The organism is Enterobacter cloacae complex sp. P12RS, from assembly GCF_014895875.1.
Classification (GTDB): Bacteria; Pseudomonadota; Gammaproteobacteria; order Enterobacterales; family Enterobacteriaceae; genus Enterobacter; species Enterobacter bugandensis.
This window is the reverse complement of the sequence record NZ_JADBQO010000024.1, coordinates 64,840-87,692: the sequence shown is the minus strand read 5'-3', so window position 1 is coordinate 87,692 and position 22,853 is coordinate 64,840. Positions and strand designations below refer to the sequence as shown.

The window sequence follows — 22,853 nt, the reverse complement described above, 5'->3', positions numbered from 1 at the left end:
TATTATTTGGCCTGGCTGTCCAGCAATCCGGCGGCGACGGCAGGCGCTAAGCCCGGCGCCAGCGGCAGGCGGGGGATCACCAGGCAGTGCAGCAGATGGTAAATATCCTGCTTGCCGTCCCAGACTTTGGTGGTCACTTCGTTATTGGTGTCCAGCTCCTGCCACCAGGAACCGTTTTCGTAATCCATCAGGTACTTGATGCAGTAATCCCACCACTTCTGATACCAGGCTTCGTACTGCGCCTCGCCGGTCACGGTATAGAGGGCATAGGCCGTGCCCATCGCCTCGACGATTGGCCAGCGCACGCGTTCCCGCACGATAGGCTTGCCGTCCCAGCCCACGGAGTAGACAAACCCGTCGGCGCCGTCGGGTGCCCAGGCGTCGCGGATGGTGGCGTGGAACAGGCCTTTTGCATCTTCCAGCAGCCACTCCGGCGGGGTTTCAAAGCGCGCTTCCAGCGCGGCGCGCAGATGCAGCATCAGGCGGCCCCACTCAATCCAGTGCCCCGGCGTGCCGCCGTAGGCGCGGAAGCGGTGAGCAGGGTTATCGATGTTGTAATCGCGGATTGGGTTCCAGTCGGTGTCGAAATGCTCGTTAACGCGATACTCACCTTTGCGCGCCACGTCGTGAATAATCACCGAGGCGATGCGCAGGGCGCGGTCGAGCCATTTGCGGTCGTGGGTCACGTCATAGACAATCAGGAAGGCTTCCACGGCGTGCATGTTGGCGTTACCGCCGCGGTAATCTTCCGTTTTGCTGAAGGCTTCATCCCAGGACTCGAGGCACATTTGCTCCTGTTCGCTCCAGAAGTAGCGCTCAATCACCTCGATGGCATCGTCCAGCAGCTTGCGTGCCTGCGGGTGTCCGGTGGTCACGGCGCTCGCCGCGCCCAGCAGGACGAAGAAGTGCTGATAGCCCTGCTTGGAGGCGTCAATGACGCCCTCATCGTTTACGCAGGCGTACCAGCCGCCGTGCTGTTTGTCGCGCAGCGGGCCGTTGAGGGCATGAATGCCGTGTTCAACCAGGGCATACGCGCCGGGACGGCCCATGTTCGCCGCCACCGCGTACACGTGAAGCATGCGGGCGGTGATCCACAGATGGGTGCCCATATCGCTGCGAACCTGCCCGTTATTGCCCAGCCAGCCAAAGCCGGTCGGTACGGCGGCGTTTTTGCCGAAATCGAGAATGCGGTCGGTCTCTTGTTCGAGCCAGCGGTTGTGGCTCAGGGTGTTAAACCATTTCATGTTCGGGTCCTTTCTTAACGGCGAGCCATCATTTCGTCGACGATCTCACCCAGACGCTGAAGTTTTGGTACGGAAATATCACGCAGCATCAGCTCGGTATCCGGCAGGCCAATCACCGAGGACCAGACGGCGCGACCGGCTAAAAAGCCCGATGCCCCCGCCTGCATCGCCACGCTCACGGCGCGCGGGAACAGCTTATCGTCCACGCCGGAGGAGAGGATCACCCACGGCATGGCGATGTTCTCGTTCAGCTTCTGCGAGGCCGTCAGCAGTTCCTGCTGCGTGCCCTTGCCGCACAGCGGCATCTCCACCTTGTAGAGGTCGGCACCGCTGTCGCCCAGCTCTTTGGCCGCATCGATAATCGCCTGTTCGCGGTTAAATTCGGCTCCGCGACGCGGCGGACGCACCACCGGCTCGATAATGCTCAGCAGCCCGTTGTCGTGGCACAGCGTATTGAACGCTTTCACCATCTCCAGGCGCTGCTGCGGATCTTCATCGCTACGCCACAGCACCAGCAGCTTCAGCGCCTTGCCGCCGTCGCGTTTGACCGCCTGGGCGTCGATGCTTTTGTCGATCACCACGCTGTCGACCGGAATACCGTTCCCCGGAATAAACTCGTCGGCCGCCACAATCATCGCGCAGCTGTTGGCTACGGCCTGCTGCTCCACAATCTGGCGATAGCAGAACTGCTGGTCGACGAGAATGGCAGAGGCGTACGGCGACAGAATCTTCGCCGCGTTGACCTTAAAATCCGTCAGGTGCTGGTCGGTTACCGGCACCGGCGCGCCTGCGGCGGCAAACATCAGGCGCATCGCTTCGCGCTGATCCACGGCCAGCATTGCAAAACCGCCGGAAGGTCGGGTGATATCTTTCAGGGTGTACATCGTCATTCCTCAGTCCTTTCGTATCAGTGTGATTTTTTCAGCCCGGCAGATGCGCGAACCTGTTCAAGAATGGCCGTCCAGTCTTCGCGCCCGCGCCCGGCGGCGCGAGCCTGGTTGTAAACTTCGCGGGACGCCGCGCCCAGCGGCATCGGAACATGGAGCTGGTTAGCCACGTCCAGGGCGATCCCCAGATCTTTATGCGCAAGGTCGATCATGAAGGCCGGGGAAAGATCGCCTTTCAGCACCTTGTTCGGCCATGAGGTGGTGAAGTGGCCTTTACCCGCAGGCGTACCGCTCATGACCTTGAGCGCCACATCAAAGGAGAGACCAAGCGCTTCACACAGCACGGCCGCCTCGGCGGAAAGCGCGTTCAGGGCGATGCTCATGTAGTTATTGATGAGCTTCACGCGGATGCCCATGCCCGGCCCGCCGGCGTTAATCAGCTCATTGCCCATCGCCATTAAGACGGGGGTGGCGCGTTCCACCTGCTGCGCGGTGCCGCCCGCCAGCAGGAGCAGCGTGCCGGCGATGGCATGGTCGGACGTGCGTCCCACGGGCACGTCCATCAGGCTGAAGCCGCGCTCAGCCATGTCGCGGATCAGCGCGTCGGTTTGCAGCGGGTGGATGGTGGACATATCAATCACCAGCGCGTCGCGGGATAACCCTTCGCACACGCCGTGCTCGCCGAACAGCACGCTGCGCACCAGGTCGCCGTTTGGCAGCATGGTGATGACGAATTCGGCATCCGTTGCGGCCTGAGCGGGCGTAGCCGCCGCCCGTGCGCCGCTCTCCACCAGCGCCTGAACCGCCTGCGGGTTCACGTCAAAGACGTTAAGCTGGTGGCCTTGCTTTAACAGATTCTTCGCCATTGGCGCGCCCATCTGCCCTAAACCGATAAATGCGATTGCTGACATGCCTCTCTCCTGTCACATCGTGTCAATTTCTGCGCGTTTGTGTTGTCTGTTTTTGATCGTATTTGTAATTTATAGTCAAAAAATTGACACGGGTCACTTTTTAAACATTTGGTGAAATTAAAATGAAGGCATCAGAAATCGCAGAAGGAATCACCATGACTCGCATCGTTTGTGTCGGCATTACCGTGCTGGATCGCATCTGGTATCTCGATGATTTACCTAAAGAAGGAGGGAAATATGTCGCGAAAGACTATACGGAAGTGGGCGGTGGCCCGGCGGCCACGGCGGCGGTGGCCGCGGCAAAACTGGGTGCGGAAGTGGATTTTATTGGCCGGGTGGGGGACGACGATACCGGCAGACGGCTGCTGGCGGAGCTGGAATCCCTGGGGGTGAACACCCGATATACACGCGTGTTTAAAGGTGCCCGCTCGTCACAATCCGCGGTGCTGGTGGACGCAGGCGGAGAACGAGTGATTGCCAACTACCCCAGCCCCGATCTGCCCGCCGAGGCAGACTGGCTGCATGAAATCGACTTTTCCCAGTGGGATATTGTCTTAGCAGACGTGCGCTGGCATGACGGGGCAAAACAGGCGTTTACCCTGGCCCGTCAGCAGGGCGTTCCTACTTTGCTTGATGCCGACGTTACCCCGCAGGACATCGCGGAGCTGATAGCCTTAAGCGACCACGCGGCCTTCTCCGCGCCGGGCCTGCGGCGACTAACTCAGTTGGATAAAGCAGAAGATGCCCTTAAAAAAGCACAAACGCTCACAAATGGACATGTGTATGTCACTCAGGGGCGAGACGGCTGCTACTGGCTGGAAAACGGCGCCTTGTGTCATCAATCCGGCTTTGAGGTGAACGTGGTGGATACCACCGGCGCGGGCGACGTTTTCCACGGCGCGCTGGCGTTCAGCCTGGGGCAGCAATCCACCGCCGCAGACGCCGTGCGTTTTGCCAGCGCCGTCGCAGCCCTGAAATGCACAAAGCCCGGCGGGCGCGCGGGTATACCCGACTGTGATCAAACCCGCTCTTTTTTGTCACTTTTTGTATAAAATGCGGAGCGTGATGGTTTTCAGAGGACAGCCCATGAGCCTTACCGAACTGACCGGCAACCCGCGTCACGATCAGCTGCTGACGCTGATTGCCGATCGCGGCTATATGAACATTGATGAACTGGCGCAGCTGCTGGACGTGTCGACGCAAACGGTGCGCCGGGATATCCGTAAGCTCAGCGAGCAGGGGCTGATCACGCGTCATCACGGCGGCGCGGGCAGGGCATCCAGCGTGGTGAACACGGCGTTCGAACAGCGCGAAGTGTCGCTTACCGAAGAGAAGCGGGCGATTGCAGAGGCGATTGCGGACTATATTCCCGACGGCTCAACTATTTTCATCACCATCGGCACGACCGTAGAGCACGTTGCCCGGGCGCTGCTTAACCATAATCATCTGCGCATCATCACCAACAGCCTGCGGGTGGCGCATATTCTGTATAAGAACCCGCGCTTTGAAGTGATGGTGCCGGGCGGCACGCTGCGCCCGCACAACGGCGGCATTATCGGGCCTGCGGCGACGGCGTTTGTGTCTGGTTTTCGGGCGGACTATCTCGTGACCAGCGTCGGGGCGATTGAGCACGACGGCGCGATGATGGAGTTTGACGTGAATGAAGCCAGCGTGGTGAAAACCATGATGGCCCACTCTCGCCACATTTTGCTGGCGGCCGATCATACGAAATTTAACGCATCCGCCGCGGTGGAAATTGGCAACGTGGCGCAGACAACGGCTCTTTTCACCGATGAGATGCCCGGCTCGGCGCTGCAAAATCATCTGAAATCCAGCAAGGTTGAAACGGTGCTGGCCTGTACCAGCGATGATATCGCCTGAAGCAAAAAGCCGCTGATTTCTCAGCGGCTTTTTTGTTATTTGAAGCTGTATTTTACCCCCAGCATTCCCTGCGTATCGCTGTAGCCTTTATCGCCAATCTGCTGTGCCACATTGCCCCAGACGCTAAGCTGCGGGGTAATCTGCCCCTCTACGCCCGTCTTTAACTCACCAATATTGCGCGTACCGCGCATCTCATTGCTGACGTCATCCATGCGGATGCGCGTGGTCTGGGTATTGTGGATCCAGTTCGCTTCAATAAACGGCTGGAAGGTGCGTGATTTAGCGTCATCCATCGCGTTATGTCCGCTGATATAGGCCTTCACGCCGAGACGCGTCATCAGGTTGCCCTGGGTTTCGTCTTTCACCCGCGTGCCGTTACGCTCGCGATGGTCGTCAGCCTGCACGTCCATCCAAACGGCCTGCGCCTTCGGCTGGATCCAGTAGCTGTTGCGGCCGCTTTCACCCACCTTAACGCTATAGCCCGCTTCGACAGAGGCGGTTATGCCGCTGGAGCGATAACGCTCGGTCGCCTGGTCCTGCCCCATCACCTTATTGTCAAACCAGTTATACAACACCCAGCTATCAACGTAGGTGCCGCTTTTATTGGCTTCGTTTGCGTACCAGGTACCGTACAGACCTATGCTATAGCCATTCACTTCGCCACGTGAGTGGTATCCGGTCAGGCTGGAAGCGCTCCGGCTCTGGCTGTTACCGTAGCCCGCCATCAGGCCAAGATGCCAGCGGTCCAGGCCATCTGTGCTCCATTGGGCGATATCGCCACCCAACTGCAGTACGTAACGGTTGGCTGTCGTTTTTAGCTGGCCGCTGCCGTCGTTGAAACGCGCATGCCCGCCGACGTTACGCATCCAAAGGCTCGTCACTTTTTGCTCGCCGGTGAGCATGTCGGTGTACTGCGTTTCACCCAGACGATCGTGCAGGCGGGTCATAAACAGCGTATTTGCCGCATAGCTGTTTGCCTGATAGCTGCCAAATTCTGGGCGATACTGATGCTCGCTTTTCGGCGGCGCAGGTGGCGGTACCGGTTCTTGCGGCGGAATCACCGGGTCGACGGGCGGATCTACCGGGACGACAGGCGGGTCGACAGGGTCAACAGGTGGATCCACCGGGTCAACAGGCGGGTCTACCGGGTCGACCGGTGGGTCTACCGGGTCAACAGGAGGATCTACCGGGTCGATTGGTGGGTCAACGGGTTCAGCCAGGCTGGTCAGAAACCAGTTCTTACCTTTCTGTACAACGTTATAGTCATAACCCCCCGCTACGATACGGCTGGCCTTCTCAAACGTTCCCTCCGAGTTGCCGCCAACGCTGACTATTTCAATCCCTTCAACGGTTTGTGCGCCTGCACCACCAATGTTGTTTACGTCAACCGCGGTACGACCGGATGTGTTTCCTTCAACAATCAGCCTGTCAGTTTCAGAGGTATCGTCAGACAGCACGGTATTGAAAACCAGCTTGCCGCCGTTGCCTGTGTAATCATCGTTGATGGTCAGGGTTTGCCAGGCCGCGTCCTCAGCATGCTGGAAATTTATCGTGCCGCCCGCGTTCAGGGTCAGTCTGGTCAGCGTTGAGCTGTCACGCATATTCCAGACGGCATCATTCATCGTAAGCGCGAGAGTACCGGTCCCGGCAGCGTTGCTTTCTATGTACGATGCTCCGTTCCACAACGAGCTGTTACCCATTGTCAGCGTAATGGTACTGTTTTGTGCCGGAAGGGTACTGTTGGCCGCGACGCCACCTGCGGCGAGGATATCGCCGTTAAGGAGGAATTTTCCGCCTGCAGAGGCATCAATAATTCCGCCATTGCTGGCGTTCAGGGCATAGCTACCCTGGTCGCGCTGGCCTGCGGTGGTAATGGTTGCCCCACCGTCGAGCGTTATCACGCCGCGTGACCAGGCATACATCCCGTGCGGTGCCTGGGCGGAGCTGCTGGTTTTCTCGCTGCTGTTGACCGCAATGGTGACGTTATCTCCCACATTTACCGCTGCTGTGTAAGCGTAGATGCCATGCGCGCTGGCACCGTTGGTGGTGATGGTCGCGCCTTCATCAAGGGTGATGGTTGACGAGCCGGTAGAGTACACGCCGGAGGCACTGGCTGCGTCGGTGGTAATGGTCGCTTTTTTTCCCAGCTCGATTCTGGAGGCAGAACCCGCATACAGGCCGTAGGCCGAAGTGCCAAACGTTTCGATGGTGGCCTCATCCCCCAGACGGACGGATGAGCCGCTCTGGTTGGTACGAATCCCCTCGGCGTAGGTACCCCGCGTCACAATATGCGCACGATCGCCGACGACAATGTTATTTTTGGCCTTCGAGGCATCATTCAGTGCATAGGCGCTAATACCGCGACCGGTACTGCCAGTGGTTTCGATATAGAGATCGTCACCCACATAAATATTGGCGGAGCCGAGAGAACCCTGGCTGAAGGAGCTGTACCCGGCATTGATGCCATCGCCGCTTTGGCCATTAACGTAAATGTGGGTGCGGTCGCCGGTAATGATAAACACCGGGTTATTCGGAGTGTTCATACCGTGGGTACGAATACCGTCGACATCTTTACCGTTATTGGCAGCCACTTTTGACTGGGTACGAATAGTCAGATCGTCACCAAATATCACCCCCGGGCTGCCGGACGTGGAGTTCTGAATAACGGTCACGGAGTGCTCAAAGGCTTCCGCCCCCGGCCCTTCGAGAGTGATCCCATCCCCGTAGACTGGAATATTGCCCGGGCTGTACTGGTAGACATAGTTAGGATCGCTGGTATTTTTACTAAAGTTCGCGTTTGCCGTTGCAGGAATCAGCGCCTGTATTTCCGCAGGCAAATCCGTTACTGCTCCGGTGGCTGGTAAATTAGCAAAATCGATAACTGCAGCATTCGCGGTAAATAGCGCTGACGATAGTGCCAGCGAAATCGCAACGGCGACAGGTGAATGTTTCAATAAATATGGCATAACTGCCCCCTTTCTTTCAGGCGTAAAACATCCTCCACACCATTAAATGTGGGCATGTTAAGAAGTTGAAATTACAAAATAGAAACGAGTATTTTATGAATGCTGGTACCTAACTTCCTCTCTAATCGTATTTTATGAACGTAAATTTTTTTCACATCAACGCTGGTTGTTTTTATTATCTCCCGGAGGCACACCCCTGAAATAAGTCTGTTAAGTAAAGTGAATTCAACAGTGCTCAGGGTATTACCACGCCTGCTGCTCACTCGCCTGCCGGAAAAAAGATGGTTAATTTTTTCCTGCAATATAGCGTCATCGTCATCTGAATAAATAATTCCCTTTATTTCACTGTGGTGAGCGAAAAAATAGTGAGCCAACGCCTCCAGTTTACGGTCCGCGATAAGCACGATGTGCATGTTGGTCATCGCCAGATGTTCAATCCATTGCGGATCGACAAGCAGGCGCAGGTTGTACATCGAAAAATCTACAAAAATAAATCCGCGTAATAAATGATTCTTGTTCCCAGACAATATTTTATTTTCTACTGCAAGTTGCAGGAAATGATTTCCCACCGGCCAAACTGCGAAGGAGGCGCTGCCACAGTATTGTGAGCGCACCGTGTTATCCGGAAATAACTGACAGGACAATTCGCAGCTTATACAGCGGACAACCTTTTGCGACGATGTTATCATCCAGTCCACTCCTGTCTTATTTTCATTATCAATATTTCACTGCCTTTCAAATGTGTCAATCTTGAAACATATCCAGCGTTTCTGTCGTGTTTATGAGAAATAATGCCAGAGAAAATAAATTCCTGGCTGTCTCAATTCTTGCAGGCCGCAGACATAGCGACAGAACATTGATTGTCAGACCTTACCCAGGAATATTCATCAACCCATTAAGATTATTCGGCAAAAACAACCCCGGAAGGAAATTGACGAAATAGCACTAATAGCTAAAGATTCGTCACCTCGATCTTCCTGAACGTCAGTCTTTTCTCAACGTGTGGCTCAATATAATTATTTGACCTGGTGAAGTGTAATGAAATCTCATTATGTCCTTTTAGCTGAGGCTCACCTAAGAAAACCGACTTGTAATCAATTGAAAAATAATGCGATGTTTCTAATCTTAGGTACGGGTGTGTCGCGCTCTAATCCTTCTGACCTATACTGTTGTTAAATATACGTATGTTTTTTGGGTTTGTGGGGTTAAATATTGTTATTGCAGAGGAAAGTGAAATTGTATCTTATTAACAAGCTGGTCGAGTATGACCCGGAAAACAAAACCCTGGCGAATCATATTACCGGGCGCACGATACATTTGCAGCTTCCTGCCAATCTCTGCTTTCTTTATCTCGTTACCCATCCTGGCGAAATAATTTCGCAAAATCAGTTAATGGTGGTGGGATGGGGTGAGCGTAACGATGTCACCACACCGAATACCTTTTACCAGGCCATTTTGACATTGCGCAATGCGCTGGCTGAAGTGGGGTTACCGCGCGATACGGTAAAAACGATTTCGCGTCGCGGGCTGACGCTTTCCGAAGCCACCCAGGTTGAAATATTTACCCCAACCGCCGAGCCGGTAATTGCCAGTGAAGACGCGGCAATAGCCGAGGGCACCGCGATGAAGAAGCCGGCGTGGTTAATGATAGCCACCGCTACGCTTTTTCTGATCGCGCTTATTAACGGGGTCATATTATATAAACATCACCAGAACATGCCGTTTAGTCACTACATTCCACTTTCAATGGGCAGCACGACCAACGCCTGCCAACTCTTTTATGCACCTAATGAACATATGCAGGACCATTACCTTCGCTTGTTAAAAAATTATCCCAGCCTGTGTGCCGGAAACCGATACGTTTTTCTCATCGGCTATAGTAAAACGGAGCGAATCGCGGCGTTTGTCTGTAATAACGATGCGCGACATGACGCGGCAGCGTTATGTACCACGCATTATTTTTGGGCGCATGGGCAATGATGACACTCGGGAATCGTATTATTTTGCTGGCGGCGTTGCTGGGGGCTGCTATTACCAGCGGCTGGCTAGCGTATTCGCATTTTTCGAGTGCGCCGATACGCTGTACAGGTGATGTGGAGTGGACGATTGGTAAAAACCGATTTGTAGGAACGGTTTCATGGCGAATGCAGCATCGGGAAGGGACCGCTGTCATTAACGGTAAACTGTTTGGTCACGCGGTTTCTGAAGTTAACCGCACCATCTATTTCCACTACAGCGATCACCAGAACGCGCGCGTATTAAATAACGATCGTATTGTTAAAACCTTCGCCGATAGTGCGGATGAGGCTGATATCAATGCAACGCTACCGGGTTTTTATCGCACGCCGGGAAGAGATCTGAGCCTGATGATTGATGAGTACCGTGGAGCGTGGCTTTTTGCCGCGTCGAACGTCCCTTCGCTGTACTGCCGTAAAAACGCGCCGTAAAAATCAATAGCACATCTTAGACGGCACGCATAGTCAAATCTCGTGATTCCCGCTACAGTTATCTCTCCACGGCGAAAGGAGATAAACATGCTTTATATCTTTGACTTAGGAAACGTAATCGTCGATATCGATTTTAACCGGGTGCTGGGTGCCTGGAGCGACTTTAGCCGTGTGCCGCTGGCGACGTTAAAGCAGGATTTCGCGATGGGTGAGACCTTCCATCAGCATGAACGCGGCGAGATTAGCGATGAAGAGTTTGCTGAACGCTTCTGCCAGGAGATGGGGCTTTCGTTAAGCTATGAACAATTTTCTCACGGCTGGCAGGCGGTATTCGTCGCGATCCGTCCGGAAGTGATCGACATTATGCACAAACTGCGCGAGCAGGGGCACCGGGTGGTCGTGCTGTCTAACACCAACCGTCTGCACACGACCTTCTGGCCAGAGGAATACCCCGAAGTTAAGGCGGCGGCAGATAAGATCTATCTTTCGCAAGAGATGGGTATGCGTAAGCCTGAAGCGCGAATTTATCAGGCTGTTTTGCAGGCAGAGGGATTCACCGCGGCCGATGCGGTCTTTTTCGATGACAACGCCGATAATATAGAGGGAGCTAACCAGTTGGGTATCACGTCAATTCTGGTGACCGGAAAAGAGACGATACCGAACTACTTTGCGAAGCAGTTATGCTAAAAACCGTTCATCAAAAAGCCACGCATCATACTCGCCCGCTGAGGGCCTGGCTGAAGTTGCTCTGGCACCGCATTGATGAGGACAACATGACCACGCTGGCGGGTAACCTCGCCTACGTGTCGTTGCTCTCATTAGTGCCGCTGGTGGCGGTGATCTTTGCGCTCTTTTCCGCTTTCCCGATGTTCGCGGACGTTAGCCTGCAGCTTCGCCATTTCGTCTTCGCGAACTTCATCCCAGCCACCGGGGATGTTATCCAGAACTACATCGAGCAGTTTGTTGCCAACTCCAGCAAAATGACGGCGGTGGGGGCGTGCGGCCTTATCGTTACCGCGCTGCTGCTGATGTACTCTATCGACAGCGCGCTTAACACCATCTGGCGAAGCAAAAAAATCCGTCCTAAGGTCTATTCCTTTGCCGTCTACTGGATGATTTTAACGCTGGGGCCGTTGCTGGCTGGGGCGAGTCTGGCAATCAGTTCGTATCTTCTCTCCTTGCGCTGGGCGAGTGATTTAAACAGCGTGATTGATAACGTGCTGCGTATTTTTCCGCTGATCCTGTCCTGGCTCTCGTTCTGGCTGCTCTATAGCGTTGTACCGACCACGCGCGTGCCTAACCGCGATGCGGTAGTTGGGGCGCTGGTGGCGGCAGTGCTTTTTGAACTGGGTAAAAAAGGGTTTGCCCTTTACATCACCATGTTCCCGTCTTATCAGCTGATTTACGGCGTGCTGGCGGTGATCCCCATTTTATTTGTCTGGGTTTACTGGACCTGGTGTATCGTCTTGCTTGGTGCCGAAATAACTGTCACTCTCGGCGTATACCGCGAACTTAAAAAAGCAGCAGAAGCTGAAAAACAATTAGAAGCAGACCAACCATGATTGCATTGATACAGCGCGTAACCCGTGCCAGCGTCACCGTGGAGGGAGAGGTGACGGGTGAAATTGGCCCAGGACTTTTGGTGTTGTTAGGTGTCGAAAAGGATGATGACGAACAAAAAGCGAACCGCTTATGCGAGCGCGTGCTGGGCTACCGCATATTCAGCGATGCGGAAGGCAAGATGAATCTGAACGTCCAGCAGGCGGGCGGCAGCGTGCTGGTGGTTTCCCAGTTTACGCTGGCAGCGGATACCGAGCGCGGCATGCGCCCGAGTTTCTCTAAAGGCGCCGCGCCGGATCGTGCAGAAGCACTTTACGAATACTTTGTTGAGCGTTGTCGCCAACAGGAAATGAATACGCAAACCGGACGATTCGCTGCAGATATGCAGGTCTCGCTGGTGAACGATGGCCCCGTCACATTCTGGCTCCAGGTATGAGCCAACTGGCGGCGTGGCCGCGGGTAACAAGAGAGAGTACAGCTATGTATCACCTTCGAGTACCGCAAACGGAAGAAGAGTTAGAAGCGTATTACCAGTTCCGCTGGGAAATGCTGCGCAAGCCACTGCATCAGCCAAAAGGATCTGAACGCGACGCCTGGGATGCGATGGCCCATCATCAGATGGTGATGGACGAAGAGGGCAACCTCGTCGCCGTCGGGCGACTGTATATCAACGCTGATAACGAAGCGTCGATTCGTTTTATGGCGGTTCACCCTTCCGTGCAGGATAAAGGGCTGGGGACGCTAATGGCGATGACGCTGGAGTCCGTCGCCCGTCAGGAAGGCGTTAAGCGCGTCACCTGTAGCGCCCGGGAAGATGCCGTGGAGTTTTTTGCCAAACTCGGTTTTGTTAACCAGGGTGAAATCACCGCTCCGCAAACCACGCCGATTCGCCACTTTTTGATGATCAAACCCATCGCCACGCTGGACGATATTCTTCATCGCGCGGACTGGTGCGGGCAGCTGCAGCAGGCCTGGTATGAACACATCCCTCTGAGTGAAAAGATGGGCGTGCGCATTCAGCAGTACACCGGGCAAAAATTCATTACCACCATGCCGGAAACCGGCAATCAGAACCCTCACCACACCCTGTTTGCCGGCAGCCTGTTTTCCCTGGCGACGCTCACCGGCTGGGGGCTGATCTGGCTAATGCTGCGCGAGCGTCATCTCGGCGGCACTATTATTCTGGCCGATGCCCATATTCGTTACAGCGCGCCGATCAGCGGCAAGCCGAGCGCGGTGGCCGACCTGGGCGCTTTGGGCGGCGATCTCGACCGCCTGGCGCGCGGACGTAAAGCACGTGTGCAGATGCAGGTTGAGCTGTTTGGCGATGATACGCCAGGCGCTGTGTTTGAAGGCACCTATATCGTTCTTCCTGCGAAGCCGTATGGCGCGTATGAAGAGGGGGGGAACGAGGAAGAATAACGGTCTTCTGGAAAGCGGCTCGCAAATACACATCGTAGCAGGACGTATCCTTCGCTTTATTCGGCGTATCCCATTAACGTAATCAGCAAGGGGTACGTCATTGACGTACATTAGACATTTGTTACTATAAGCCCATGGCGTATGTTTAATGCTATTCATTGAAACGGACATTTTCACAGAAGACGTCAAAACGTTACTGGATGACGACGAATATCATCGGTTCCAGATATTCCTGGCGACACAACCGGAGTACGGCGATGTTATCCAGAATACGGGAGGCTTGCGAAAGATTCGCTGGCTTGCTGGCGGAAAGGGAAAGCGTGGTGGAGTCAGAGTTATCTATTTTTACCGTACGTGTGAGTTTGAAATCAGACTGCTGCTCATCTATCGCAAAGGGATTAAAGATGACCTGTCTGCGGGGGAGAAAGCTATTCTGAAAAAGATGATAGAGAGGTGGTAAATGGATAAGGCGCTGTTTGAGCGATTAACCCAAAGCGTTGGGCAAATGAACGAGATTGCCGAGGGCCAACGCGAGCCGTCGCGTATCTTTCAAATCGATGCGATGAAAATAAAAGAAATTCGTCAGGCATCCGGGTTGTCGCAGAGTAAATTCGCGACCTTAATCTCTGTCAGCGTTGATACATTGCGTAACTGGGAACAAGGCAGACGCTCGCCTACAGGCCCGGCTAAAGCGCTTTTGCGCGCTATTGCTAACGATCCTCAACATGTCATCCCTGCGCTATCGCAGTAATTAGCCCGGTTGCACTGAGGCTCACCGGGCTTTTATGGAGATTACTCCCCTTCACCCGGGAACAGGAACGGGTTGATCGAGCTACGGGCAAAGCCCTCTTGCTCCATCTTCGCATCCAGAATCAGCGAGGCGAGATCGTCGGCCACCGCTTCGACTTTCGGGTCTTTTTCCTGATACAGGATCTTCAGGTAGGTTCCGCAGTCGCCGCAGCTTTCGGCTTTCACCGCCGCGTCTTCATTTTCCAGCGACCAGTAGTTGAGATCGCGAGTCTGCTCGCAGTTGCTGCACTTCACGCGCACCACGTGCCACTCGGTTTCACACAGGTTGCAGTGCAGGTAGCGCAGCCCCTGCGTGGTCCCAATCTGCACCATGCTGGAGACCGGCATTGAGCCGCAGACCGGGCAGAACTGGCGCGCTTCGCCGTATTCGGCGCGGGCTTTGCCCGGGATCAGGCTCGCCATTTGCGCCCAGTAGAGCGACAGCGCGGCCCAGATAAACGGCGCTTTATCGCTGCTGACCAGCGAGAAGTCGGAGGCAAACAGCGCGCTCGCCATCTCTTCCAGCTCCAGGTCAGAGGCTTTTTCCAGGTTCTCAATGACCGCCAGCGCCGTGCCGCTCATCTCCGGCTTCAGCTCGGCAATCAGCGAATGAAGCAGCTTATGCCAGTGCTTGTCGCGCGGCAGGACGTGAATATCCAGCGGCGGCTTGCCCTGCTCGTTAGCTTCTTTGATGCGCGCGGTCAGGTCCATTTGCAGCGGGTGATCGTACAGCACCACCTCCTGCGCATGGGCGACCAGCGCGGCAAAACGCAGAAAATCGCCCAGCGGGTTGTTCTCTGCCAGCTCGCGCAGACGCTCTGCGCGGCGGTTGTAGAGGTTCTTGAGTCTGGGGAATAACAACGGCGGAATATACTCCGCCGTACGTTTCTCGCTCGACCCCAGCTCATCTTGCGGGATTATGCGAATACTCATTCAGATGACTTTTCCTGTTTCTGGCGGACTTCACGGTACCAGCGCGGGTGATGTTTCTTCGCCCACGTTTTGGTTACCCATCCTTCCACCATCGCGGTAATGGTGCCTTTCACCCAGAGGGCGGCGTAAATATGCACCATGATAACCACAATTAACGCCACTGCGGCAAATGAATGCAGCATTAGCGCAAATCGGATCACCGGGATTGAGAAAGCAGGCGCAAAGTACGGACGCCAGATGATCACGCCGCTCACCAGCAACAGGACCAGGAAGATAATCGCCGCCCAGAATACGCATTTCTGGCCGAAGTTATAACGCCCGGTATCACCCACTTCCTCGTTGACGACGATCTTACGAATATTCTTCGCCCAAAAGATATCATCCCGATTGATTAGGTTATGGTGCCAGTAGCGGAAAAACATGATGATAAACGAGGCAAACATCACCACACCCACGAACGGGTGAAGGATGCGCGCCAGCTGCGGCGTGCCCAGGATCTGCATCAGCCAGTTGAAGGAGGGGAAGAAGAACCCCAGCCCGCTTATCGCCGCCAGCATGAAGCAGAAGGCGGTGACCCAGTGGTTGATGCGTTCCGGCGCGGTGTAGCGCACGATGGTGTCACGTTTTCTCATTTGCGCACCTCGTCTTTCTCTTCATGCAGGTTGTCGTCTTCCTCTTCCGCACGGTTCGGACCGACGCCGACGTAGTGGAAGATGCTCGCTGCGAAGGTGGCAGCAAAGCCCACCGCGGCCAGCGGTTTCCAGATGCCTTTCCAGAACTTCACGGTGGCGCTGATTTCCGGGTTCTCCGGCAGGCCGTGATACAGGTTCGGCTTGTCGGCGTGGTGCAGCACGTACATCACGTGCGTACCGCCAACCCCGGCCGGATCGTACAGGCCCGCGTTGTCGTAACCACGGGTTTTCAACTCGCCCACGCGCTCTGCCGCCAGCGTTTTCATATCCTCTTTGGAGCCAAAGTGGATAGCGCCGGTTGGGCAGGTCTTCACGCATGCAGGCTCCTGGCCCACGTTAACGCGGTCCACGCACAGGGTGCATTTGTAGACGCGGTTGTCTTCCGGGTTCATGCGCGGCACGTCGAACGGACAGCCCGCGATGCAGTAGCCGCAGCCAATGCACTGCTCGGACTGGAAGTCGACGATGCCGTTGGCATACTGAATGATAGCCCCTTCTGACGGACACGCCTTCAGGCAGCCCGGATCCGCGCAGTGCATACAGCCGTCTTTGCGGATAAGCCATTCCAGTTTGTCGTTCTGCTCCACTTCCGAGAAACGCATTACCGTCCAGGACTTGGCGGTCAGGTCTGCCGGGTTGTCGTACACCCCGACGTTGTGACCCACTTCGTCACGGATGTCGTTCCACTCAGAGCAGGCCACCTGACAGGCTTTACAGCCGATACAGGTGGTCACGTCGATCAGCTTCGCCACTTCCTGCTGGTGGTCCCGCGCCTGAGGCGCGGGCGTGAAACCGTTAGTCGCGGAACGACGGATAATGTCTTGAGATTGATAAGCCATAAGTCGTCTCCGTTACACCTTTTCCACGTTCACGAGGAAGGCCTTAAACTCCGGCGTCTGCGTGTTCGCATCACCGACGAACGGCGTCAGGGTGTTCGCAATGAACCCTTTCTTCGCCACGCCCTCATAACCCCAGTGAATTGGGATGCCAATGGTATCCACCTGCTGACCGTGAACGTTCAGCGTGCGAATACGCTTGGTCACCACCGCCTTGGCCTTGATGTAGCCGCGGTTAGAGGAGACCTTCACGGTATCGCCATGGGCAATGCCGAGCTTGTTCGCCAGCTTCTCGCCGATCTCCACAAACTGTTCCGGCTGCGCGATGGCGTTAAGCAGCGCGTGCTTGGTCCAGTAGTGGAAGTGTTCGGTCAGACGGTAAGTGGTGCCCACGTACGGGAACTTGTCCTTTTTACCCAGAGCTTCAAAGTCGCCCTTGAAGATACGCGCTGCCGGGTTAGAGACCACGTTCGGGTGCAGCGGGTTGGTGCCCAGCGGCGTCTCAAACGGCTCGTAATGTTCCGGGAACGGCCCTTCCGCCATCTTGTCGATAGCAAACAGGCGCCCCATCCCTTCAGGCTGCATGATAAACGGCCCAACGTCGCTGCCTGGCGCGGCAGTGCTGTAGTCCGGAATATCCACGCCGCCCCATTTCGCGCCGTCCCACTTCAGAAGCTGACGCTTCGGATCCCACGGGTTGCCCTGCGGATCAGCGGAGGCACGGTTATAGAGGATGCGGCGGTTCAGCGGCCATGCCCATGCCCAGCCCAGCGTATTGCCGAGGCCCGACGGGTCGGCGTTGTCGCGGTTGGCCATCTGGTTGCCTTTCGGCGTCCAGCTACCGGCAAAGATCCAGCAGCCGCTTGACGTGGTACCGTCATCGCGCAGGTGCGCGAAGGTGCTGAGCTGGTCGCCTTTCTTCGCCAGAACCGCGCCGGTGACCGGGTCGATAACGTCCGCCAGCGCCTTACCGTTGCTCTCCATGGCCACTTCTTCCGGCGCAGGATTTTCCGGCGTCGAGTAGTTCCAGGTCATGTTCAGCACCGGCTCAGGGTTCGCGCCGCCTTCTGCCGCATACATCTTACGCAGGCGTAAGAAGATACCGGCCAGGATCTCGCCGTCGTTCATGGCGATGCCCGGGGCGTCCGCGCCTTTCCAGTGCCACTGCAGCCAGCGGCCGGAGTTGACGATAGAACCGTTCTCTTCCGCGAAGCAGGTAGACGGCAGGCGGAACACTTCGGTCTGAATCTTCGACGGATCGACGTCGTTCGACTCGCCGTGGTTCTGCCAGAAGGTCGAGGTCTCGGTGTTGAGCGGGTCAATCGTCACCAGGAACTTCAGCTTCGAGAGAGACTCGACAACCTTGTTCTTGTTCGGGAACGACGCCACCGGGTTAAAGCCCTGGCAGATATAGCCGTTGACCTGGCCCTGATGCATCATTTCGAAGTACTGGAGAACGTCGTAACCTTTGTCCCACTTCGGCAGCCAGTCAAAGCCCCAGCTGTTTTCCGCCGTCGCTTTGTCGCCGTAGAAGGCTTTCATCAGCGAGACGAAGAACTTCGGATAGTTGCCCCAGTAGTTCACCTGGCCTTCGAGCAGCGGTTTTGGCGTGCTGGCCGTCAGGTAGGTCTGCAGATCAGTCTGTTTCTCGCTTGGCAGGTTCATGTAACCCGTCAGGCTCTGAGACAGCAGGCCGAGGTCGGTCAAACCCTGGATGTTGGAGTGACCGCGCAGGGCGTTCACGCCGCCGCCTGCCATCCCCATGTTGCCGAGCAGCAGCTGCACCATTGCCATGGTACGGATGTTCTGGGCGCCGATGGAGTGTTGCGTCCAGCCGAGTGCATACAGGAACGACGCGGTTTTATCTTTCGCGCTTGTTTCCGCAATCAGCTCGCACACCTTCAGGAAGTCCGCCTTCGGCGTGCCGCAGATGTTCTCAACAACGTCCGGCGTGTAGCGGGAAACGTGCTCTTTCAGCAGGTTCCATACGCAGCGCGGGTGTTGAAGAGTGGTGTCGCGCTTCGCAAAGCCTTTCTCATCCAGCTCGTAGTTCCAGCTGGTTTTGTCGTACTTGCGTTTTTTCGCGTCATAACCGCTGAACAGGCCATCTTCGAAGTGGTAATCCTCACGCACGATCAGGCTGGCGTTGGTATAGGCTTCGGTGTACTCGCGGTTATATTTTTCGTTGGTCATCAGGTACAGCAGTACGCCTGACAGGAAAGTGATGTCAGTACCTGAACGAATAGGGGTGTAGAAATCCGCCACTGACGCAGTACGCGTAAAGCGGGGATCGATCACAATCAGTTTCGCACCGTTGTGGATTTTGGCTTCCATCGCCCAGCGGAACCCGACAGGGTGCGCTTCAGCGGCGTTACCGCCCATCACCACAATGAGGTTGGCGTTCTTGATGTCGACCCAGTGGTTGGTCATCGCACCGCGACCAAATGTTGGAGCAAGACTTGCTACCGTTGGTCCGTGTCAGACACGCGCCTGGTTGTCGACCGCGAGCATACCGAGTGCGCGCGTGAATTTCTGGGTTAAATAGCCGGTTTCGTTGCTGGAGGCAGAAGCACACAGCATCCCGGTGGAGAGCCAGCGGTTGACCGTGACGCCGTCGGCGTTCTTCTCAATAAAGTTGGCATCGCGGTCTTCTTTAATATGTTTTGCGATGCGGTCAAACGCCTCTTCCCAGCTGATTTGCTGCCATTTATCGGAGCCAGGCGCGCGATATTCCGGGAATTTCAGACGGCTTTCGGAGTGGATAAAGTCCACCAGACCGGCCCCTTTCGGGCACAGCGCGCCACGGTTGACCGGATGGTCCGGGTCGCCTTCGATATGGAAAATAGACGCTTTGGCGTTTTTCGCACCGTCGCCGAGGCTATACATCAACAGCCCACAGCCGACGGAGCAGTACGTACAGGTGTTACGGGTTTCGCGGGTGCGCAGCAGTTTGTACTGCCGCGTTTCCGCCAGCGCTACGCCGGGCGCAAAGCCCAGTGCCGCCGCCGTGGTGCCTGCCATACCGCCAGCGCAGATCTTAAAGAACTGCCTTCTGCTGACCTGCATGGGTCACTCCTTGTTCGACATTGCTTATATATGTAGTTTTAACTTCGCGGTTGAGAATTGACCGCAAAGGAGAAAAATTTGCGTTAATCCCTCATTTCTCCGAGGGATATCATCAGAATACCACAATGTCGGTATACCTGTTCCAACGGCGTTAATACAAAGTGAACGTATTATCACTGTGTTGATTATAAAGTGTGACACTGATCACACTATAAGCTCTGCATGTTAAAGGGGTGTAGCGGGGGTCGGGTTGCACCTCTTCTTAATGAGTAGGACAATGAGTGTCGAAAAGTTGATCCATACTATGCGTAAGGCCTGCGGTTTATGCTGCAATAGCAGGCTTACTTCCGTGGTTGTTCAGGAATACCGCTGTGTCTAAACAAAACCGTGCTACCCGCTCATCGCCACTGCCTGCGGGCATTGTGGAAATGTCGGTACGCAGACCGCCCCACATTACCCATGCCACCCCCGATTTTCTGGCTGAAGAAGTGCCCGTTGCCCTCGTTTACAACGGTATTTCGCACGTGGTGATGATGGCCTCACCCAAAGATCTCGAACTGTTCGCCATCGGTTTTTCCCTTTCGGAAGGCATCATTGCGCACCCGCAGGAGATCTACGGCATGGACGTGGTTCAGGCGTGTAACGGTCTTGAAGTGCAAATCGAACTCTCCAGCCGCCGCTTTATGGGGCTGAAAGAGCGCCGCCGCGCGCTGGCCGGGCGTACCGGGTGCGGTGTCTGTGGTGTTGAGCAGCTTAATGATATTGGCAAGCCCGTTGCGCCACTGCCGTTTACCCAGACCTTTAATCTGGCGCATCTCGACCGTGCGCTGGAAAATCTCAACGATGTTCAGCCCATCGGCCAACTGAGCGGCTGCACGCACGCGGCGGCGTGGGTATTGCCGTCAGGAGATATTGCTGGAGGGCATGAGGACGTGGGCCGCCACGTCGCGCTCGACAAGCTATTAGGCCGTCGTGCGGGGGAAAGCGATCTCTGGCAGCAGGGCGCGGCGCTTGTTTCCAGTCGCGCCAGCTATGAGATGGTGCAGAAGTCCGCGATGTGTGGCGTGGAGATTCTGTTTGCGGTGTCGGCGGCAACCACGCTGGCGGTGGAGGTGGCGGAGCGCTGCAACCTGACGCTGGTGGGGTTCTGCAAGCCGGGCAGGGCGACGATTTATACCCATCCGCAGCGGTTAATGGTTGATCAGTAATTTTGAATGATAATAGCAAATCCTTCCGCTTTTAGTTGTTCAGGATGAGGGCTAGTATTTATCTCATCAAGGCACGGTGCCTTACCTAAACAACTTAATGAAAGGGTTTATATCATGAAAAGCATCAAAACTTTTGTCGCTGTAATCGCTCTGGCTGCTTCTTTCGGTTCTTTCGCTGCACAGACAGTGACCGCAACCGCCTCTACCATTGATGGTGCAGAAGCGAAAATCGCGGCTCAGGCTCAGGAAGCGGGCGCGTCATCCTACAAAATTACCCAGGCATTCACCGGTAACCGCGTACACATGACCGCTGAACTGAACAAATAATTTCTCTATACCGTCGAAAGAGCGCCCCTGGGGCGCTTTTTTAGTTTATACCCGCCAGACGCAGCAGCGCCGTCACCACCGCCGCCGCGACGATCACCACAATTAACGGCATTTTTCGCCATGCCAGAAACACCGCGAACCCCACACCCAGCACGCGCGCCATGCCCGCAAAATGTTCCCCTTCATAAAACGTGGTCGCCAGCGCGACGGAGAACAGCAAAACGGTAGCCGCATCGGAAAGCAGCGCCTGCGATCGTTCAGAAAGCGCCAGCCGGTTGCCCAGCTTTGCCCCGCCGAGACGCATCAGGTAGGTTCCGGCAGAAAGAATGGCGATGCCGAGAATAAAAAACGTCATGTTTCCCATTATTTTTTCCTCGCAGCGAGACCGAGTAACGAGAGCAGAACCGGTAAACCCACCGGGGCAAACGGCACGGCAGCCAGTGATAGCGCGGCACCGCTGCAGGCGCGGATAAGCGTGGTACGGTTTTTAAACGCGGGTACCACTAACGCCAGCAGGATCGCCGGAAACACCGCGTCCAGCCCGATGGTCTCCGGGTCCGGCAGCAGTTTACCGACCATGGCACCCAACAGCGCCCCCACCGGCCAGATAATCGCCACACCTAAACCGCACAGCCAGTAGGCCGCTTTACGCTGCTCGGGCGTTTTTTGCGACAGGCCAAAGACCACGCTTTCATCGTTCATGATGTGACAGCCGAGATAGCTCAAACCTCGTTTGCCCACCAGTTCACGCACCGTCACGCCAAACGGCACATGGCGCGCGTTGACCAGCAAACCGGCGGCCGCTGCCGCCAGCGGGTTACCTCCGCTTGCCACAATGCCGATAAACATAAACTCGGATGCGCCCGCCAGCACCGTGAGGGACAGCACAAACGGCACCCACAGCGGAAAACCGTAGGCCATCGCCAGGGAGCCGTAAGACATGCCGACCACGCCTACCGCGAGGCAGACCAAAATTATCGCTTTTATCGTGTCGCCTTTCAGGCAAGAGAGGGGATTCTTCATATCATTTTAGCCATATCGAACGTATTTCCATTATAATGAACGCATCAAAATCGTTTTACAAGATGAACGAATCGTTCGTTATAGAGAGAAAGAGGCCGTTTTTATGACGCAGCCAATCAGCGTGATCGCCAAAAGCCTGGTGCGGGAACGCCTGCGAACCGGGCTGTCACTGGCGGAAATTGCCCGCCGTGCCGGGATCGCCAAATCTACGCTTTCTCAGCTGGAGTCTGGCAACGGCAATCCTAGCCTGGAAACGCTCTGGTCGCTTTGCGTGGCGCTGGATATTCCATTTGCCCGGTTACTGGAGCCGCAGCAGCCCGTCACGCAGGTGATCCGCCGCGGTGAGGGCACCAAGGTGGTTGCCGGGCAGGCAAACTACGAGGCGATTTTGCTGGCGGCGTGTCCGCCGGGCGCGCGTCGTGATATCTATCTGCTGCTGACGCAGCCGGGCGCAGACCGTATTTCCCAGCCGCATCCGCCGGGGTCGGTTGAGCATATTATCGTGACCCAGGGGCGGGCGATGGTCGGCCTGATCGACGCGGCGGAAGAACTCGGCCCGGGCGATTACATTTGCTACCCTGCCGATCAGCCGCATATCTTTAAGGCGCTGGAGCCAGACACCCACGCCCTTCTGGTGGCGGAACAAAATTAACGAAGATAC

At 55.8% G+C, this 22,853-nt stretch carries 24 protein-coding genes; 13 read left to right on the top strand and 11 right to left on the bottom strand.

Features of this window, described 5'->3' with window-relative positions; translation table 11 throughout:
• Positions 1 to 2 precede the first annotated feature (2 nt).
• The 3 genes from yihS to yihU are packed head-to-tail and all read right to left on the bottom strand — an operon-like array spanning position 3 to position 3,042.
• Complete coding sequence (yihS, locus tag IM284_RS15080) at positions 3 to 1,244, bottom strand: sulfoquinovose isomerase (RefSeq protein ID WP_047366777.1); 1,242 nt, start codon at positions 1,242 to 1,244, stop codon at positions 3 to 5.
• Positions 1,245 to 1,258: 14 nt separating this feature from the next.
• A complete protein-coding gene (gene yihT, locus IM284_RS15075; protein ID WP_047366778.1) occupies positions 1,259 to 2,134 on the bottom strand; it encodes a sulfofructosephosphate aldolase in 876 nt (291 codons plus the stop codon).
• A 17-nt stretch (positions 2,135 to 2,151) separates the two neighbouring features.
• Positions 2,152 to 3,042, bottom strand: a complete 891-nt coding sequence (yihU, locus tag IM284_RS15070; RefSeq protein ID WP_041911769.1) for a sulfolactaldehyde 3-reductase — start codon at positions 3,040 to 3,042, stop codon at positions 2,152 to 2,154.
• A 155-nt stretch (positions 3,043 to 3,197) separates the two neighbouring features.
• Between yihU and IM284_RS15065 the strand changes: the two genes are divergently transcribed.
• Both IM284_RS15065 and IM284_RS15060 read left to right on the top strand, forming a co-directional pair.
• A complete protein-coding gene (locus IM284_RS15065; protein WP_088204722.1) occupies positions 3,198 to 4,094 on the top strand; it encodes a sugar kinase in 897 nt (298 codons plus the stop codon).
• Between the two features lie 34 nt (positions 4,095 to 4,128).
• Positions 4,129 to 4,923, top strand: a complete 795-nt coding sequence (locus IM284_RS15060) for a DeoR/GlpR family DNA-binding transcription regulator (protein ID WP_032644939.1) — start codon at positions 4,129 to 4,131, stop codon at positions 4,921 to 4,923.
• Between the two features lie 35 nt (positions 4,924 to 4,958).
• On the opposite strand, the gene IM284_RS15055 is transcribed toward IM284_RS15060, so the two are convergent.
• A complete protein-coding gene (locus IM284_RS15055) occupies positions 4,959 to 7,889 on the bottom strand; it encodes an autotransporter outer membrane beta-barrel domain-containing protein (RefSeq protein WP_047366779.1) in 2,931 nt (976 codons plus the stop codon).
• A 71-nt stretch (positions 7,890 to 7,960) separates the two neighbouring features.
• Positions 7,961 to 8,578, bottom strand: coding sequence for a transcriptional regulator (locus IM284_RS15050; RefSeq protein WP_047366780.1), 618 nt, complete (start codon positions 8,576 to 8,578; stop codon positions 7,961 to 7,963).
• A gap of 547 nt (positions 8,579 to 9,125) precedes the next feature.
• On the opposite strand from IM284_RS15050, the gene IM284_RS15045 reads away from it, so the two are divergent.
• The 8 genes from IM284_RS15045 to nadS all read left to right on the top strand — a co-directional run bounded on the left by IM284_RS15045 (position 9,126) and on the right by nadS (position 14,069).
• Positions 9,126 to 9,869, top strand: coding sequence for a winged helix-turn-helix domain-containing protein (locus IM284_RS15045; RefSeq protein ID WP_047366781.1), 744 nt, complete (start codon positions 9,126 to 9,128; stop codon positions 9,867 to 9,869).
• Positions 9,866 to 10,336 carry a hypothetical protein gene (locus IM284_RS15040; protein WP_047366782.1) on the top strand — a complete coding sequence of 157 codons (471 nt, stop codon included), beginning with the start codon at positions 9,866 to 9,868 and terminating at the stop codon, positions 10,334 to 10,336. The genes IM284_RS15045 and IM284_RS15040 overlap by 4 nt, the downstream gene beginning before the upstream one ends.
• 87 nt (positions 10,337 to 10,423) lie before the next feature.
• Entirely contained in the window at positions 10,424 to 11,023 is a 600-nt protein-coding gene (gene yihX, locus IM284_RS15035; protein ID WP_045260234.1) for a glucose-1-phosphatase, read from the top strand.
• Positions 11,017 to 11,898, top strand: coding sequence for a virulence factor BrkB family protein (locus tag IM284_RS15030; RefSeq protein WP_045260235.1), 882 nt, complete (start codon positions 11,017 to 11,019; stop codon positions 11,896 to 11,898). Before yihX ends, IM284_RS15030 begins: the two co-directional genes overlap by 7 nt.
• The gene (gene dtd / locus IM284_RS15025) at positions 11,895 to 12,332 is read left to right on the top strand and encodes a D-aminoacyl-tRNA deacylase (RefSeq protein WP_008501836.1); all 438 of its coding nucleotides are present in this window, start codon (positions 11,895 to 11,897) and stop codon (positions 12,330 to 12,332) included. Before IM284_RS15030 ends, dtd begins: the two co-directional genes overlap by 4 nt.
• 44 nt (positions 12,333 to 12,376) lie before the next feature.
• Positions 12,377 to 13,318, top strand: a complete 942-nt coding sequence (gene fabY / locus IM284_RS15020; protein WP_047366783.1) for a fatty acid biosynthesis protein FabY — start codon at positions 12,377 to 12,379, stop codon at positions 13,316 to 13,318.
• 148 nt (positions 13,319 to 13,466) lie between these two features.
• Positions 13,467 to 13,778, top strand: coding sequence for a hypothetical protein (locus tag IM284_RS15015; protein ID WP_047366784.1), 312 nt, complete (start codon positions 13,467 to 13,469; stop codon positions 13,776 to 13,778).
• Positions 13,779 to 14,069, top strand: coding sequence for a NadS family protein (gene nadS / locus IM284_RS15010; RefSeq protein ID WP_047366785.1), 291 nt, complete (start codon positions 13,779 to 13,781; stop codon positions 14,067 to 14,069).
• Between the two features lie 41 nt (positions 14,070 to 14,110).
• On the opposite strand, the gene fdhE is transcribed toward nadS, so the two are convergent.
• From fdhE to fdnG, 4 genes are read right to left on the bottom strand one after another with little or no spacing between them, the layout of a single operon-like run.
• Positions 14,111 to 15,040: a formate dehydrogenase accessory protein FdhE gene (gene fdhE / locus IM284_RS15005; protein WP_028014872.1), complete on the bottom strand. Its 930-nt coding sequence runs from the start codon at positions 15,038 to 15,040 to the stop codon at positions 14,111 to 14,113.
• Positions 15,037 to 15,672, bottom strand: a complete 636-nt coding sequence (fdoI, locus tag IM284_RS15000; protein ID WP_015569914.1) for a formate dehydrogenase cytochrome b556 subunit — start codon at positions 15,670 to 15,672, stop codon at positions 15,037 to 15,039. The genes fdhE and fdoI overlap by 4 nt, the downstream gene beginning before the upstream one ends.
• Positions 15,669 to 16,571, bottom strand: coding sequence for a formate dehydrogenase subunit beta (gene fdxH / locus IM284_RS14995; RefSeq protein WP_003861960.1), 903 nt, complete (start codon positions 16,569 to 16,571; stop codon positions 15,669 to 15,671). Before fdxH ends, fdoI begins: the two co-directional genes overlap by 4 nt.
• Positions 16,572 to 16,583: 12 nt before the next feature.
• Positions 16,584 to 19,634, bottom strand: coding sequence for a formate dehydrogenase-N subunit alpha (gene fdnG, locus IM284_RS14990; RefSeq protein ID WP_120247324.1), 3,051 nt, complete (start codon positions 19,632 to 19,634; stop codon positions 16,584 to 16,586).
• A 371-nt stretch (positions 19,635 to 20,005) separates the two neighbouring features.
• On the opposite strand from fdnG, the gene fdhD reads away from it, so the two are divergent.
• Together fdhD and IM284_RS14980 are read left to right on the top strand one after the other, a co-directional pair.
• Positions 20,006 to 20,842, top strand: coding sequence for a formate dehydrogenase accessory sulfurtransferase FdhD (gene fdhD / locus IM284_RS14985; RefSeq protein ID WP_047366787.1), 837 nt, complete (start codon positions 20,006 to 20,008; stop codon positions 20,840 to 20,842).
• 114 nt (positions 20,843 to 20,956) lie between these two features.
• Positions 20,957 to 21,169: a DUF1471 domain-containing protein gene (locus IM284_RS14980; RefSeq protein ID WP_014885733.1), complete on the top strand. Its 213-nt coding sequence runs from the start codon at positions 20,957 to 20,959 to the stop codon at positions 21,167 to 21,169.
• A gap of 40 nt (positions 21,170 to 21,209) precedes the next feature.
• Here IM284_RS14980 and IM284_RS14975 read toward each other — a convergent pair whose 3' ends face one another.
• Positions 21,210 to 21,533, bottom strand: a complete 324-nt coding sequence (locus IM284_RS14975) for an AzlD domain-containing protein (protein WP_028014868.1) — start codon at positions 21,531 to 21,533, stop codon at positions 21,210 to 21,212.
• A complete protein-coding gene (locus IM284_RS14970) occupies positions 21,533 to 22,192 on the bottom strand; it encodes an AzlC family ABC transporter permease (protein ID WP_028014867.1) in 660 nt (219 codons plus the stop codon). The genes IM284_RS14975 and IM284_RS14970 overlap by 1 nt, the downstream gene beginning before the upstream one ends.
• Positions 22,193 to 22,295: 103 nt before the next feature.
• On the opposite strand from IM284_RS14970, the gene IM284_RS14965 reads away from it, so the two are divergent.
• Positions 22,296 to 22,844, top strand: a complete 549-nt coding sequence (locus IM284_RS14965; protein ID WP_003861973.1) for a helix-turn-helix domain-containing protein — start codon at positions 22,296 to 22,298, stop codon at positions 22,842 to 22,844.
• Positions 22,845 to 22,853 lie beyond the last annotated feature (9 nt).

What these genes read in the sequence shown, in the direction of transcription:
- IM284_RS14980 (WP_014885733.1), top strand. Translation starts at nt 20,957, where the DNA reads ATGAAAAGCATCAAAACTTTTGTCGCTGTAATCGCTCTGGCTGCTTCT.
- IM284_RS15040 (WP_047366782.1), top strand. Translation starts at nt 9,866, where the DNA reads ATGATGACACTCGGGAATCGTATTATTTTGCTGGCGGCGTTGCTGGGG.
- yihS (WP_047366777.1), bottom strand. Translation starts at nt 1,244, where the DNA reads ATGAAATGGTTTAACACCCTGAGCCACAACCGCTGGCTCGAACAAGAG.
- IM284_RS15015 (WP_047366784.1), top strand. Translation starts at nt 13,467, where the DNA reads ATGCTATTCATTGAAACGGACATTTTCACAGAAGACGTCAAAACGTTA.
- IM284_RS15050 (WP_047366780.1), bottom strand. Translation starts at nt 8,578, where the DNA reads ATGATAACATCGTCGCAAAAGGTTGTCCGCTGTATAAGCTGCGAATTG.
- dtd (WP_008501836.1), top strand. Translation starts at nt 11,895, where the DNA reads ATGATTGCATTGATACAGCGCGTAACCCGTGCCAGCGTCACCGTGGAG.
- IM284_RS14970 (WP_028014867.1), bottom strand. Translation starts at nt 22,192, where the DNA reads ATGAAGAATCCCCTCTCTTGCCTGAAAGGCGACACGATAAAAGCGATA.
- IM284_RS14975 (WP_028014868.1), bottom strand. Translation starts at nt 21,533, where the DNA reads ATGGGAAACATGACGTTTTTTATTCTCGGCATCGCCATTCTTTCTGCC.
- yihX (WP_045260234.1), top strand. Translation starts at nt 10,424, where the DNA reads ATGCTTTATATCTTTGACTTAGGAAACGTAATCGTCGATATCGATTTT.
- IM284_RS15065 (WP_088204722.1), top strand. Translation starts at nt 3,198, where the DNA reads ATGACTCGCATCGTTTGTGTCGGCATTACCGTGCTGGATCGCATCTGG.
- fabY (WP_047366783.1), top strand. Translation starts at nt 12,377, where the DNA reads ATGTATCACCTTCGAGTACCGCAAACGGAAGAAGAGTTAGAAGCGTAT.
- IM284_RS15030 (WP_045260235.1), top strand. Translation starts at nt 11,017, where the DNA reads ATGCTAAAAACCGTTCATCAAAAAGCCACGCATCATACTCGCCCGCTG.
- fdoI (WP_015569914.1), bottom strand. Translation starts at nt 15,672, where the DNA reads ATGAGAAAACGTGACACCATCGTGCGCTACACCGCGCCGGAACGCATC.
- yihU (WP_041911769.1), bottom strand. Translation starts at nt 3,042, where the DNA reads ATGTCAGCAATCGCATTTATCGGTTTAGGGCAGATGGGCGCGCCAATG.
- IM284_RS15060 (WP_032644939.1), top strand. Translation starts at nt 4,129, where the DNA reads ATGAGCCTTACCGAACTGACCGGCAACCCGCGTCACGATCAGCTGCTG.
- fdxH (WP_003861960.1), bottom strand. Translation starts at nt 16,571, where the DNA reads ATGGCTTATCAATCTCAAGACATTATCCGTCGTTCCGCGACTAACGGT.
- fdhE (WP_028014872.1), bottom strand. Translation starts at nt 15,040, where the DNA reads ATGAGTATTCGCATAATCCCGCAAGATGAGCTGGGGTCGAGCGAGAAA.
- nadS (WP_047366785.1), top strand. Translation starts at nt 13,779, where the DNA reads ATGGATAAGGCGCTGTTTGAGCGATTAACCCAAAGCGTTGGGCAAATG.
- IM284_RS14965 (WP_003861973.1), top strand. Translation starts at nt 22,296, where the DNA reads ATGACGCAGCCAATCAGCGTGATCGCCAAAAGCCTGGTGCGGGAACGC.
- yihT (WP_047366778.1), bottom strand. Translation starts at nt 2,134, where the DNA reads ATGACGATGTACACCCTGAAAGATATCACCCGACCTTCCGGCGGTTTT.
- IM284_RS15055 (WP_047366779.1), bottom strand. Translation starts at nt 7,889, where the DNA reads ATGCCATATTTATTGAAACATTCACCTGTCGCCGTTGCGATTTCGCTG.